The organism is Pseudomonas sp. B21128, assembly GCF_044218865.1.
In the GTDB taxonomy this organism is placed as follows: domain Bacteria; phylum Pseudomonadota; class Gammaproteobacteria; order Pseudomonadales; family Pseudomonadaceae; genus Aquipseudomonas; species Aquipseudomonas iridis.
The window spans coordinates 2,827,028-2,839,055 of sequence record NZ_CP162590.1; the positions used below are offsets into that span (position 1 = coordinate 2,827,028).

At 58.3% G+C, this 12,028-nt stretch carries 12 protein-coding genes and 2 pseudogenes; 8 read left to right on the plus strand and 6 right to left on the minus strand.

Translation table 11 applies throughout. From position 1 onward, the window contains the following. Positions 1-29: 29 nt before the first annotated feature. Positions 30-440 carry a GNAT family N-acetyltransferase gene (locus tag AB4P91_RS12510; RefSeq protein WP_150592905.1) on the minus strand — a complete coding sequence of 137 codons (411 nt, stop codon included), beginning with the start codon at positions 438-440 and terminating at the stop codon, positions 30-32. An 860-nt stretch (positions 441-1,300) separates the two neighbouring features. Here AB4P91_RS12510 and AB4P91_RS12515 point away from each other — a divergent pair. Next, positions 1,301-1,924 (plus strand): annotated as a pseudogene (locus AB4P91_RS12515) (PAS domain-containing protein); the annotation flags it as partial. 162 nt (positions 1,925-2,086) lie between these two features. Further along, positions 2,087-2,515: pseudogene (locus AB4P91_RS12520) on the plus strand (methyl-accepting chemotaxis protein); the annotation flags it as partial. Positions 2,516-2,625: 110 nt separating this feature from the next. On the opposite strand, the gene AB4P91_RS12525 reads toward AB4P91_RS12520, so the two are convergent. Next, positions 2,626-3,069, minus strand: coding sequence for a PACE efflux transporter (locus AB4P91_RS12525; protein ID WP_150597743.1), 444 nt, complete (start codon positions 3,067-3,069; stop codon positions 2,626-2,628). 121 nt (positions 3,070-3,190) lie between these two features. Between AB4P91_RS12525 and AB4P91_RS12530 the strand changes: the two genes are divergently transcribed. Continuing rightward, the gene (locus AB4P91_RS12530; RefSeq protein ID WP_395604884.1) at positions 3,191-4,063 is read left to right on the plus strand and encodes a LysR family transcriptional regulator; all 873 of its coding nucleotides are present in this window, start codon (positions 3,191-3,193) and stop codon (positions 4,061-4,063) included. Between the two features lie 251 nt (positions 4,064-4,314). Here the strand turns inward: AB4P91_RS12530 and AB4P91_RS12535 are convergent, their stop codons facing one another. Then, positions 4,315-5,346 (minus strand): LacI family DNA-binding transcriptional regulator, encoded by a 1,032-nt coding sequence (locus AB4P91_RS12535; RefSeq protein WP_150592910.1) that lies wholly within the window; start codon positions 5,344-5,346, stop codon positions 4,315-4,317. 216 nt (positions 5,347-5,562) lie between these two features. Here AB4P91_RS12535 and AB4P91_RS12540 point away from each other — a divergent pair, with 216 nt between their 5' ends. Further along, complete coding sequence (locus AB4P91_RS12540) at positions 5,563-6,096, plus strand: gluconokinase (protein WP_150592911.1); 534 nt, start codon at positions 5,563-5,565, stop codon at positions 6,094-6,096. A gap of 82 nt (positions 6,097-6,178) precedes the next feature. Then, positions 6,179-7,531, plus strand: a complete 1,353-nt coding sequence (locus AB4P91_RS12545) for a gluconate:H+ symporter (RefSeq protein WP_042560582.1) — start codon at positions 6,179-6,181, stop codon at positions 7,529-7,531. A 181-nt stretch (positions 7,532-7,712) separates the two neighbouring features. Here AB4P91_RS12545 and alaC read toward each other — a convergent pair whose 3' ends face one another. Then, positions 7,713-8,930: an alanine transaminase gene (alaC, locus tag AB4P91_RS12550; protein WP_395604885.1), complete on the minus strand. Its 1,218-nt coding sequence runs from the start codon at positions 8,928-8,930 to the stop codon at positions 7,713-7,715. A 138-nt stretch (positions 8,931-9,068) separates the two neighbouring features. Between alaC and AB4P91_RS12555 the strand changes: the two genes are divergently transcribed. The 3 genes from AB4P91_RS12555 (at position 9,069) to AB4P91_RS12565 (ending at position 10,862) form a co-directional block, all read left to right on the plus strand. After that, entirely contained in the window at positions 9,069-9,731 is a 663-nt protein-coding gene (locus tag AB4P91_RS12555; protein WP_395604886.1) for a LysE family translocator, read from the plus strand. Positions 9,732-9,799: 68 nt separating this feature from the next. Continuing rightward, positions 9,800-10,285, plus strand: coding sequence for a GyrI-like domain-containing protein (locus AB4P91_RS12560; RefSeq protein ID WP_150592914.1), 486 nt, complete (start codon positions 9,800-9,802; stop codon positions 10,283-10,285). Between the two features lie 88 nt (positions 10,286-10,373). Further along, positions 10,374-10,862: a GNAT family N-acetyltransferase gene (locus AB4P91_RS12565; protein WP_150592915.1), complete on the plus strand. Its 489-nt coding sequence runs from the start codon at positions 10,374-10,376 to the stop codon at positions 10,860-10,862. Positions 10,863-10,900: 38 nt separating this feature from the next. Here AB4P91_RS12565 and AB4P91_RS12570 read toward each other — a convergent pair whose 3' ends face one another. Beyond that, positions 10,901-11,506: a pyridoxamine 5'-phosphate oxidase family protein gene (locus AB4P91_RS12570; RefSeq protein ID WP_150597747.1), complete on the minus strand. Its 606-nt coding sequence runs from the start codon at positions 11,504-11,506 to the stop codon at positions 10,901-10,903. Positions 11,507-11,525: 19 nt separating this feature from the next. After that, on the minus strand, positions 11,526-12,011 hold the full coding sequence (locus AB4P91_RS12575) for an N-acetyltransferase (RefSeq protein WP_042560576.1): 486 nt from the start codon (positions 12,009-12,011) through the stop codon (positions 11,526-11,528). Positions 12,012-12,028: the final 17 nt, after the last annotated feature.

A 12,028-nucleotide genomic window follows, 5' to 3' on the forward strand; every position in this document is an offset into this window, starting at 1 on the left:
GCTCGCTCCCACATTGGTTTTTATCAGTTTCAAGGGTTCAAGCCCATCGCAATCATCGGTTTGCTCCGCGCATACCGGCTCAACCGTTCCGCCATCGCCTGGGGCAGGGCGGGGTCGACACTGAACCCGCGCCGCTCATAAAACCCGCGCAAATCCGGATGGCAGAACAGCCACACCGGCTCTTTCACATCCTTCACCGCAATGCTGATCAACTGCGCAGCAACTCCCTGCTCACGGCACTCCGGATCAACAAACAACCCCGTTAACCACATCCCACCCGCCACCGGCCGCAGGCACAGCGCCGCAACAATGTCGCCACGTCGCGCCACCCACAGTTGCGCCTCGCGCACGGCTTTCATCGAAGACTGGTGGCGGCGGTAAAACTTGTTCATCAACGGCCATAACGATTCGTCGAGCAGGCTGTACTGGGTGTCGGGCATGGGATCGGACTGGCGGTGGAGGAGGCGGCGATTATAAAAGAACGTGCGTCACTGGATAGGTGTATACCTGAGCCTACAGCCCTGTGAGTGGAGTCATCATCATGTCCAAAGGTATGGATTCAAAGAAAGCCGCGAAGAAGAAACCGGCCAAGACCGCGATTGAGAAGCGGGCGGAGAAAAAAGCCAAGAAGGTAGACGTATTCGGTCACTGATCACGCCCTTCGGGAGCCCGGTTCCTGGGCTCCTGCCTTCATCAGAAATAATTTGCGGATTTCACGCTCGCCCTTGCACAAAAGCCTCCAGAAGGCTTTTTTTGTTTCTGGCTGAACCGATTTTTGTGCAAAAAGTGCCAGATACTGGCCGACTAGTGGCCTTGCATCAGTCTTTGCGCTGGCTATGCTGACACCTAACTAACTATGTCGACCGTCATGCCAAGGCATGGCGAGTGCATAGGGTTAGTCCGTGATTCATGCTGCCAGAGTGCGCAACCCGAGGCACCGACACTGAACCAACAAGGAGCGTCATTTAAATGGAAGTTCTTCAAATCGTTAGGGCTGGCCCGCAACCGGGCTATCAAGAGAAGGATGTCTTGATTAGAGCGTTGCTGCATGGACGCTCCGATTAATCATCATTTATCACCTGACAACTTCCTCCCGTGGAGGAATGCGTGTGCCTGTTCTGTGGAACGTAGTGGTGGATTCTGAAAGACCTGAACTTTCATCAAATCAAAAGAACGCGCGGAAGGTGATACAACCATGTTCAACCTACATCACAAGGCTGACCTGAAGGAAATCGAGCGCTTCAGCTGTGCCTTGACTGAAGCCAATGCCAAGTTGGCAGCGATCAGCCGTTCGATGGCGATGATCGAGTTCAGCCCCGATGGCATCGTTCTGGATGCCAATGAAAACTTCTGCAAAACCATGGGTTATGGCGCCGAAGAAGTGCGCGGCAAACATCACCGGATCTTTTGCGAAGAAGCGTTTTATCGCAGTGAGGAGTACGCGAAGTTATGGCGTGACCTGGCCCGGGGCGAGCCGGTCAGCGGGACGTTCCTGCGTTTGAACAAGGGCGGCAAGGAGGTCTGGCTCGAAGCCAGTTACATGCCGGTCTATGGCCAGGACAACCAAGTTAAAAGTGTGATCAAAGTGGCGTCGGACATTACCGCGCGGATCAATAAGGAACATGAAGAGGAAAGCATGCTGGCGGCGATTGGTCGCTCGATGGCGGTGATCGAATTCACGCCGGAGGGCAATGTGATCACCGCCAACGAAAACTTCCTCAAGACCACGCAGTACACGCTCAGCGAAGTCGTCGGCCATCATCACAGCATGTTCTGCCATCGCGCCGAAGCCGAGTCGATGCAATACAAGGCATTCTGGGCTTCGCTCAATCGCGGCGAATATCACTCCCATCGCTTCGAGCGCAAAAACAAGTCCGGGCAGATGGTTTACCTCGAAGCTTCGTACAACCCGTTGTTCGACGCCAAGGGGCGTTTGTACAAAGTGGTCAAGTTCGCCAGCGACATCACCCATCAGATGACCACGTTGCAGAACGCCGCGGAATCGGCCCACAGCACTTCGGTACAAAACGACGCCTGCGCGCAAAAAGGCTCACAGGTCGTGCAGCAAACGGTGCAGATCATTCAGGACATTTCCCGCGATCTCAACGAAGCGGCGGTCAGCATCGATGCGGTCAGCAAGCAGTCCGACATCATCGGCACCATCGTCCAGACCATTCGCGGCATTGCCGATCAGACCAATTTGCTGGCGCTCAACGCGGCTATCGAAGCGGCGCGGGCCGGCGAACACGGGCGGGGTTTTGCGGTGGTCGCGGATGAGGTGCGCAGTCTTGCTGCTCGCACCAGTCAGGCGACGCTGGAGATTGTCGAGGTGGTGCGCAAGAACCACGATTTGTCGCTAAGCGCGGTATCGAGCATGCAATCGAGTTTGAGCCGCACCGGGCTTGGGGTTGAATTGGCGAACGAGGCGGGCGAGGTGATCCTGGAAATCCAGCAAGGCTCGCGGCATGTGGTGGATGCGATCAGCCAGTTCAATGAGACCTTGCAGCTGAACTGATGTGAGTCTGATCAGCCCTTAACCCTTCGGGAGCAGGCTTGCCCGCGATGACGCTGGTTCATTCAACATCTTCGTTGAATGAACCACTGTGATCGCGAGCGGGCGTAGTCCTACGACGTCGCCGCCGCCGAATCCGGCAACGCCGAAGCGGGCAGACCAAACACTCGATCAAACAGCCAGTTGAAGGCAAACGTGTAGCAAGGGATGAAGATGATCAGCGCCAGATCCAGCAGGAAAGCCTGCACCAGGCTGATATTCATCCACCACGCGATCAACGGAATCAGGAACACGATCAACGTCAGTTGAAAACCGATTGCGTGGGCGATGCGTCGTTTTACGGTGCGGGTGCGTGACTGCTGACGACTTTCCCAGTGCTCGAACATCGAGGTATAGATGAAGTTCCAGGTCACGGCGATGGTCGTGATGATCACAGCCAACGGCCCGGTGCTGCCCGGCGAGGTGCCCGACAACAGCGCCAGACCAAGGGCGGAAAAGGTCATGCCGATCACTTCGTAGAGCGACACATAGACCAGTTTGCGTTTGACGCCTTGCATGCAGATTTGCCTCTTTCTTGCCATTTGTTGCCAGTGGGACTGGCGGAGGCGGCGAAAGATAGCTTCAATAGGGTTGACAGAAAAAGTCAGAAGCTTTCAGTTTTATTGATAGGTTGATCCATTGAATTTCAACAGCGACAGCATTGAACTGTTCCTTGCGGTGATTGAACGCGGCTCGTTTTCCGCCGCCGCCCGCGCATTGGGCAAAGTCCCGTCGGCCGTGAGCATGGGCATCGGCAACATTGAGGCCGAACTGGGTTATTCGCTGTTTGATCGCAGCCATCGCGAACCGCAACCGACGGCAATGGCGCTTTCACTGGTCCCTCATGCCCGGCTGATCGCCGGGCAGCTCAAGCAACTGCAAGTGCACGCGGTGGAGTTGTCATTGGGGCTGGAGAGCAGGTTGTCGATTGGCGTGACCGCGGACATCGACCGTCGGCGTTTGCTGGCGGCGATCAAGGCTATTGCCGAGCGCCATCCGCTGCTCGACATCGAAGTGCTGACGGCGCCGCAGGATGATGTGCTGGCGATGCTGCACAGCGGCCGCGTCAGTGTGTGTCTGGCGTTCGCCGGGTTGAGCATGAACGTGCTGGAGCGCTTTCAGTTTGTCGGCAGCGAACGGATGATCGCTACGCTGGCGGCGGACAGTCCGCTCTTGCAGGGCCAGGATCTGTTTCTGGAAGACCTTGTGCACGTACGGCAAATCTTCGTCGCCAGTCGTGACTTGCCGATCAGTGAGACGCGGCCGTTGGTGGCTGAATCTCACTGGCGCACCGATACGCTGGAAACAGCGATGGAGATGGTCGAGGCGGGATTGGGCTGGGGCAATTTCCCGCTGTCGGTGGTGCAGTCGCGACTGGATGCCGGGCGTTTGAAACGGCTGAATTTTCGCAACATCGAAAATGGCCTGGTGCTGCCGGTGCACGCGGTTTGGCTGAAGAGCCAGCCGCTACAGAAAGGCGCATTGGCCCTCGTTGACCTGCTCAGTCACTAGAGACGGTGGAGATCCAATGTGGGAGCGAGCCTGCTCGCGAAAGCGCCGTGTCAGTCGTCAATTGCTTATCTGACACGACGCTTTCGCGAGCAGGCTCGCTCCCACCGGGATTGTAATTCAACCTTGAATTTTGTGAACACCACAAAACCTGTGGGAGCTGGCTTGCCAGCGATAGCGGTGTATCAGCCAAAAATGTATCGACTGACCGGACGCCATCGCTGGCCAGCCAGCTCCCACAGGAATTTCAGGGGTTATGTGCTTTCGCGGATCTTCAGCTCGAAGCCCATGTCTTCCATCGGCCGTGCCACCTTGTTCCCGGCCATCAACGTCAGCATCTGCTCCGCCGCGCGTCGGCCAATCGCCTCACGCGGCGTGTTGATGCTGCTCAGGCGCGGCACCATGTACTCAGACATCGGCAAGTCGTTGAAGCCCAGAATCGCCACTTGCTCAGGGATTTTGATGCCGTGGCGCAGGGCCTCCAGCAATGCGCCTTGTGCCAGGTCATCGTTGCCGAAGAAGATCGCATCGACATCCGGGTGCGCCGCCAGCAATTGCACAAACAACTCGCCACCCAATCCCACTGACGAAGCGCGCGGCGTCAGCACTTCCAGATCCGGGTCATAACGCCCTGCCTTCTGTAACGCTTTGCGAAAACCTTCGCCACGCAGCAACGTGCGCTGATCAAGTTGCGCACCGATGTAAGCCAGACGTTTGCGCCCTCGCGAGAGCAAATGCGCAGCCGCCGTTTCGCCGGCGCTGAGCTGAGAGAAGCCGACGCAATTCACGCCGGCGGCGCTGTCCAGTTCCATCATGTACACGCAGGGAATGTTGCTGGCCTCGATCATCCGCCGCGAACTTTCGGTGCGATCAAACCCGGTCAGCAGAAACCCGCGCGGCTGATAAGCCATGTAGTTGCGCAGCAGGTTTTCTTCTTCATCACGGGAGTAGTGGAAGTTACCGATCAGCACTTCAAAGCCCTTGGGCGTCAAAACCCGATGAATGGCTTCCAGCGTATCGATGAACAACAGGTTGGACAGTGACGGCACCAAAACCACTACAGAATGGCTCTGCGCCGAGGCCAAGGCACGGGCGGCAGGGTTGACCACGTAGTTGAGCTCGAGGGCGGCCTTGCGGACTTTGTCCACCAGTTCGGTGGCCACGGTGCTGACCCCGCGCAAGGCACGGGAAGCGGTAATCGGGCTGACGCCGGCAAGGCGAGCGACTTCATTAAGGGTGGGACGGCCAGTGGTGCGGGTATTTTTATCGTTTTTAGGCGTGGTCATCGGGCGGCTTGCCAAACAAAAATCAAGGCACTAAGGTAGCGCTGTCCTGATGCAGCTGCAAATGCGTAAGCGAGGTCCTGCCTGATCTTCGCTTTTTGGTGTCGGGAACAAACCTGCTGCAACCCAAAAAAACGACAAGAAGGCGTCGGCAACTTCTATCTGTGCACTAGAGTCATAGCTTGCAAAGGTAGCGCTGTCTGCGCGCTGAGGTGTTTCATGAATCATCCCATCACCGCCCTGGTCATCATGGGCGTTGCCGGTTGCGGCAAGACGTGCGTCAGCGAGGCCCTGTGCCAATTGAGCGGCGCCACTGCCATTGAAGGCGATACTTTCCATCCGGCCGCGAACATCGAAAAGATGAGCGCGGGGATCCCCCTGAACGACGACGACCGTGCCGGCTGGCTCGACAGCCTGTGCGAGGAGCTGCGTCGCGTTGACGCCACGGGCCAGCGCCCGGTGCTGACCTGCTCGGCCCTCAAACACAGTTATCGCGAAATCCTGCGCAGTGCCTTGCCGGGCCTGGGCTTCGTGTTCCTTGAATTGACCCCTGAAGTTGCCGCCGAGCGGGTGTCCCATCGTCCGGGCCACTTCATGCCGGCCACGTTGATCGAAAGCCAGTTCGCCACCCTCGAATCGCCCAAAGGCGAGCCGTTGACCCTGGCGTTGAACGCTTCGATCCACAGCGTTGAAGAACTGGCTGAGCAAGCTCACGTCTGGTGGCAGGCCAATGGCCTGAAACAGGCGGTATGAGTGTGTTCATGCAGACAGCGCTGTCCTTACGACTTCTGATTAACCCGCTTTAATAACAACAACAAACCAGGAGACACCCCTAATGTTTGGCATGTCCCACGACGCCTACCTGCTGCTTGATGCAGTGGTCACGGTGATCGGACTTATCATCCTGATCACCAAGTTCAAGATTCACCCCTTCATTGCCCTGACCATCGCCGCCGCATTCCTCGGCCTGACGTCCGGCATGCCGATCGGCACCATCATCAAAGCGTTCCAGGACGGCTTTGGTGGCGTGCTCGGTTTTGTCGGCATCATCCTCGCTCTGGGCACCATGCTCGGCAAAATGATGGCCGAATCGGGCGGGGCAGACCAGATTGCCCAAACCCTGATTCGCGCGTTCGGCAAGGACAAAGTCCAGTGGGCAATGATGTTCGCCGCGTTCCTGGTGGGCATTCCGTTGTTCTTCGAAATCGGCTTCGTGCTGCTGATTCCGCTGGTGTTCATCGTTGCCCGCCGCACGGGCGTGTCGATCATCAAGATCGGTATCCCGTTGCTCGCCGGCCTGTCCGCCGTGCACGGTCTGGTGCCACCGCACCCGGGCCCGCTGCTGGCCATCGGCGTGTTTGGCGCTGACATCGGCAAGACCATTCTCTACGGTCTGATCGTTGCGCTGCCGACTGCAATCATTGCCGGGCCGATCTTCGGTACGTTCATCGCCAAGCACATTCCGGGTCACCCGAATCAGGAACTGGTCGATCAACTGGCCCGCGAAAACGATACCGCTGTCCTGCCGAGCTTCAGTATCACCCTGATCACCGTGCTGCTGCCGGTGTTCCTGATGCTGCTGAAAACCTTCGCTGACGTGGCGCTGCCGGACGGTAACTTCTTCCGCACCTGGATGGACATGATCGGTCACCCGATCTCGGCACTGCTGCTGGCCTTGCTGCTGTCGCTGTACACCTTCGGCTACAAGCAGGGCATCGGTTCCAACCAGATCCTCAAGTGGCTGGATGCGAGCCTGGCGCCAACCGCCGCGATCATCCTGATCATCGGTGCCGGCGGTGGCTTCAAGCAGATGCTGGTGACCAGCGGCGTGGGCGATGTGATCGGCCACATGGCGGTCAGCGCGCAGATTTCGCCGATCCTGCTGGCATGGCTGGTGGCGGCGGTTATCCGTATTGCCACCGGTTCGGCAACGGTTGCGACCATCACTGGCGCGGGCATCGTGGTGCCGGTGGTCGGGATGGTTCCGGGCGTCAACCGTGAACTGCTGGTGCTGGCCACCGGTGCCGGTTCGTTGATCCTGTCCCACGTCAACGACGCCGGTTTCTGGCTGGTGAAGCAATACTTCAACATGACCGTGGCCGAGACGTTCAAGACCTGGACGGCGATGGAAACCATCCTCTCGGTGGTCGCGTTGGGCTTTATCCTGCTGTTGTCGATGTTCGTCTAACAGCAAACGCCAGACACAAAAAAACCGCAGCGATGCGGTTTTTTTGTGGGTGATGATTTCCAAGGGCCTTCTAAATCCCTGTGGGAGCGAGCTTGCTCGCGAAAGCGGTTGATCATTCAGCACTGAATTTGACTGATACGATGCCTTCGCGAGCAAGCTCGCTCTCACAGGGCGACAGGTGTCAGGTGCTGGATTTCGGGGCTAATACATCCGCCCGTAACATCCCGCGAATCCCGCGCACCGCCTGGCGAATGCGGTCCTGGTTTTCGATCAGTGCGAAGCGCACGTGATCATCACCATACTCACCAAACCCCACCCCTGGCGAGACGCAAACCTTGGCTTCGGCCAGCAGTTTCTTGGCGAATTCCAGCGAACCCAGATGCGCATAAGCCTCAGGGATTTTCGCCCAGACGTACATCGAAGCCTTTGGGTTTTCGACCATCCAGCCCAGTTCATGCAGGCCTTTGACCAGCACATTACGGCGCTGGCGATACTGCTCGGCGATGTCTTTCACGCACTGCTGATCGCCTTCCAGCGCAGCAATCGCGGCGACTTGCAGCGGTGTGAAAGTGCCGTAGTCGTGGTAGCTCTTGATCCGCGCCAAGGCGTTGACCAATTCCGGATTGCCGACCATGAAACCGATGCGCCAACCGGCCATGTTGTAGCTCTTGGACAGGGTGAAAAACTCCACCGCGATGTCCTTGGCGCCCGGCACTTGCATGATCGACGGGGCTTTCCAGCCGTCGTAGACGATGTCGGCGTAAGCCAGATCGTGGATCACCAGCACGTCGTACTGCTTGGCGAGGGCGATCACCCGTTCGAAGAAATCCAGTTCCACGCACTGCGCAGTCGGATTTGACGGGAAGCCGAGAATCATCATTTTCGGCTTCGGGATTGAGCCGCGAATCGCCCGTTCCAGTTCGGCGAAGAAGTCCACGCCTGGCACCAGCGGTACAGAACGCACCTGGGCGCCGGCAATCACCGCGCCGTAGATGTGAATCGGGTAGCTGGGGTTGGGCACCAGCACCGTGTCGCCCTGATCCAGGGTCGCCAGCATCAGATGCGCCAGGCCTTCCTTGGAACCGATGGTGACAATGGCTTCGCTTTCCGGGTCGATATCGACCTCGTAGCGCTGCTTGTACCAATTGGAAATCGCCCGACGCAGACGCGGAATACCCTTGGACGTGGAATAACCGTGGGTGTCGTCACGCTGGGCGACTTGCACGAGTTTTTCGACAATGTGCGGCGGCGTGGCCCCGTCGGGGTTGCCCATGCTCAAGTCGATGATGTCTTCACCACGACGCCGCGCGGCCATCTTCAGCTCGGCAGTGATGTTGAAAACGTAAGGGGGGAGTCGATCTATGCGCGCAAAGCGGCGCGGCGAACCTTGTTCAGCCATTGTTGCCTCGGATAACGTAAGCGCCCGGAACCGTCCGAGCGACGCTGGTCACTGCGGTGACCTGTTGGCGAAGATAAGGGCTGTGATGGCAGACTGTCCAGCCTGCGCGTAAACAAATTTTTCCAAGGAAATCGGTTGATGGAATTCACCAGTGGCTTTTTGCTGAGCCTCTCGCTGTGCCTGGATATCGGCGTGGCCAACATCGCAATGATCACGCTGGCCATGCAGCGCGGTTATTTCCAGGGCTTCGCGCTGGGCCTCGGCACCTGTGTCGGCGATCTGATTTACGCGGTGCTGGCGCTCGCCGGGATGACCGTGTTGCTGCAATACGGAACCGTGCGTTGGGTGCTGTGGATCGGCGGTTCGGCGCTGCTGATCTACTTTGCGGCGAAGATGATCTATTCGGCAATCCATCATGAGGCGCTACTGGCCGAGACGGCGGAGGTGGGGCACAACTCCCATCGCAAGGAGTTCCTGCGAGGGATCTTCCTCGCAATGTCTTCGCCGAGCGCGATTCTCTGGTTCGCTGCGGTAGGCGGCACATTGATCGCCCGCTCGGGTGGCGGCGGGCCTTTGAGCTCGGCGTTATTCCTCGGCGGGTTTCTGTGCGCCGGGCTGTTGTGGTCGGCCGGTTTGTGCTTCGCCGCAAGCCATGGTGGCAAGCTCCTGGGCGATAAGCTGCTGCGCTACTCCTATATGGCATCTGCAGCGATCTTCTGCTATTTCGCGGTGTACGTGATCGTATCTGGCTATAACGAGTTTGTCGGGTCGGGTGCGGCCGAGGCCCTGCATACGCTCTGATGTTGCGAATCGGGTTTGGCTTCTATACTCCCAGCCGAACCCACTTTTTTCGTTCCAGGAGTTGAGTCATGGATGAGCAAACACGCGTCGAAGTGGCAGAACCTCGCTTCGAACATGGGCAGTTCCTGCTGATAGCAGGGCTTGGCGGACGGTTTACTCAGGACACCACCGATGGCATCCCCGCGCTGTGGGAAAAATTCATCCCGCATCTGGGCAAGATTCCCGGGCAAAAGAACGAAGTGACGTTCGGCGTCTGCTGCAATGCGGATGGCAAGGGTGGTTTCGAATACATCGCCGGGGTCGAGATCAGCAAACTCGATGACCTGCCGGAACAGTACCGTTGGATCGAGGTGCAACCGCAGGATTACGCGGTGTTCGAGCACAAAGGGTCACTGGATCAGTTGCCAGAGACCTTCCAGTACATCTGGAAAACCTGGCTGCCGCAGTCCGGACGCGAAGCCGCTGATGCGCCGGAGTTCGAACGCTACAGTGAGGATTTCAACCCCAAGTTGCATACCGGCACGCTGGAAATCTGGCTGCCGCTCAAGGCGTGAATTGCGCGCGGCGCGGCGGGTCTATGACCTGTCTCGCCGTTTCTGCTTTATGCTTGGCAGCCTTGTTTTCACTGATTTTCGAGCTGCCATGATTACCCTCATCCGCAACGTCACTGCCACTGACCTGGATCGCTGCTACGCCATTGAAACCGTTGCCTACGAAGGCGATGAAGCCGCCACCCGCGAGAAGATCGCCACGCGCATCGCGACCTGGCCGGATGGTTTCATCGTTGCCGAGGTGGATGGCGAGGTCGCCGGGTTCGTCAACTCAGGCGCGGCGTTTGATGTACAGATGTCGGATGAAGCGTTCAAGGAACTGATCGGCCACGATCCGGCGGGGCCGAACGTGGTGATCATGTCGGTGGTGGTGCACCCGGATTACCAGGGGCAGGGTCTGGCCAAGCGCTTGATGGCCGAGTTCATCGAGCGTATGCGCGGAATGGATAAAGCGACGATTCATTTGATGTGCAAGGAAACGCACATCCCGCTGTATGCCGGGTTCGGCTTTGCCTATATCAAGCCGTCGGAGTCGGATCACGGCGGGATGGCGTGGCACGAGATGATCCTGACCCTGTAAGTCATCCCACAGGTTTTCGTAGTGTTTGTAGCTCAGCGTCAGTAAAGACTGTCGCGCACCCGCGTCGGCGCTTCGCGGTCATACGTGTCGGCGTCGAATTGCCCATCGTTCAGGCGTTTATGAAAGGCGCCAGCCGTGGGCAGTGCCGAGCGCGGCAGATGCGTTTCAGGGTTCCACGCATCCGAGCGCACAAACGCTTTCGAACAATGGAAAAACGCCGCTTCCACCTTCACCAGCAACACCGTTTTCGCCGGTTTGCCGTTCACCGCAAAACTCTCCAATAACGCCGGTTCATCACTGATCAACGCCGTGCCGTTGACCCGCAACGTCTCGCCAATTCCCGGAATGATGAACAGCATCGACACCCGTGGGTCGTGCAGCACATTTCTCAAGGTATCGATGCGGTTGTTGCCTGGGCGGTCCGGCAGGGCCAGCGTGCGTTCATCGACGATCCGCACAAACCCCGGGGCATCACCGCGCGGCGAATTGTCGAGACCATCGGCCCCCACCGAGCTGACGATTACCAGCGGCGAGACCCGCACCATCGCCTGATAGTCTTCGTTGAGAAAAGTGATCTGCTTGCGCACCGCACGTTCGTGCGGCAATCCGTAAATAGCTTCCAGTGCTTCGATTGAATCGATCATCGTGCATCCCCTCGATGACTTAAAAAAACAGACCCATGCGCCGCTCGTAACCGATTCGGCCCTTGTACGCTTCGCCGCTGTCGACGTAGCCGTGTTTGGCGTAAAGCGCGATGGCCGCCTCGTTGTCGGCGTCCACCGACAGTTCCAGCCCCTTGATCTCAGGCCAGGCCTGGCGGGCAACCTCGGGCAACGCATGCAGACACGCCTTGCCGTAACCCTTGCCCTGCGCCCGGCGATCGACCTGCAACGCATGCAGCGTGGCGCTGTGTTCATCGGCCCATGCCGGCAACACCGGCGGACGCTTGAGCAGCAGGAACGCCACCGGCACCTCATCAGCCAGCAGTGCAAAACCCTTCACGCCAGGGCCGGGTTTCGACAGCAAGGTGTGCAGGGCGCCGTGGATGTCGCCGGAGAACTTGATTTGCTCGGGATGGATTTCAATCGCCTCGACTTGCTCACGCTGCTGGGCGTTCAGGCTGTCGTACGGCACAAGTTGGGCTGACACGGGAATTTCCTTTTTCC

Coding starts and splice junctions, on each gene's coding strand:
- AB4P91_RS12510 (WP_150592905.1), bottom strand. CDS start 440: ATGCCCGACACCCAGTACAGCCTGCTCGACGAATCGTTATGGCCGTTG.
- AB4P91_RS12525 (WP_150597743.1), bottom strand. CDS start 3,069: ATGCAAGGCGTCAAACGCAAACTGGTCTATGTGTCGCTCTACGAAGTG.
- AB4P91_RS12535 (WP_150592910.1), bottom strand. CDS start 5,346: ATGACCACGCCTAAAAACGATAAAAATACCCGCACCACTGGCCGTCCC.
- AB4P91_RS12540 (WP_150592911.1), top strand. CDS start 5,563: ATGAATCATCCCATCACCGCCCTGGTCATCATGGGCGTTGCCGGTTGC.
- AB4P91_RS12545 (WP_042560582.1), top strand. CDS start 6,179: ATGTTTGGCATGTCCCACGACGCCTACCTGCTGCTTGATGCAGTGGTC.
- alaC (WP_395604885.1), bottom strand. CDS start 8,930: ATGGCTGAACAAGGTTCGCCGCGCCGCTTTGCGCGCATAGATCGACTC.
- AB4P91_RS12555 (WP_395604886.1), top strand. CDS start 9,069: ATGGAATTCACCAGTGGCTTTTTGCTGAGCCTCTCGCTGTGCCTGGAT.
- AB4P91_RS12560 (WP_150592914.1), top strand. CDS start 9,800: ATGGATGAGCAAACACGCGTCGAAGTGGCAGAACCTCGCTTCGAACAT.
- AB4P91_RS12565 (WP_150592915.1), top strand. CDS start 10,374: ATGATTACCCTCATCCGCAACGTCACTGCCACTGACCTGGATCGCTGC.
- AB4P91_RS12570 (WP_150597747.1), bottom strand. CDS start 11,506: ATGATCGATTCAATCGAAGCACTGGAAGCTATTTACGGATTGCCGCAC.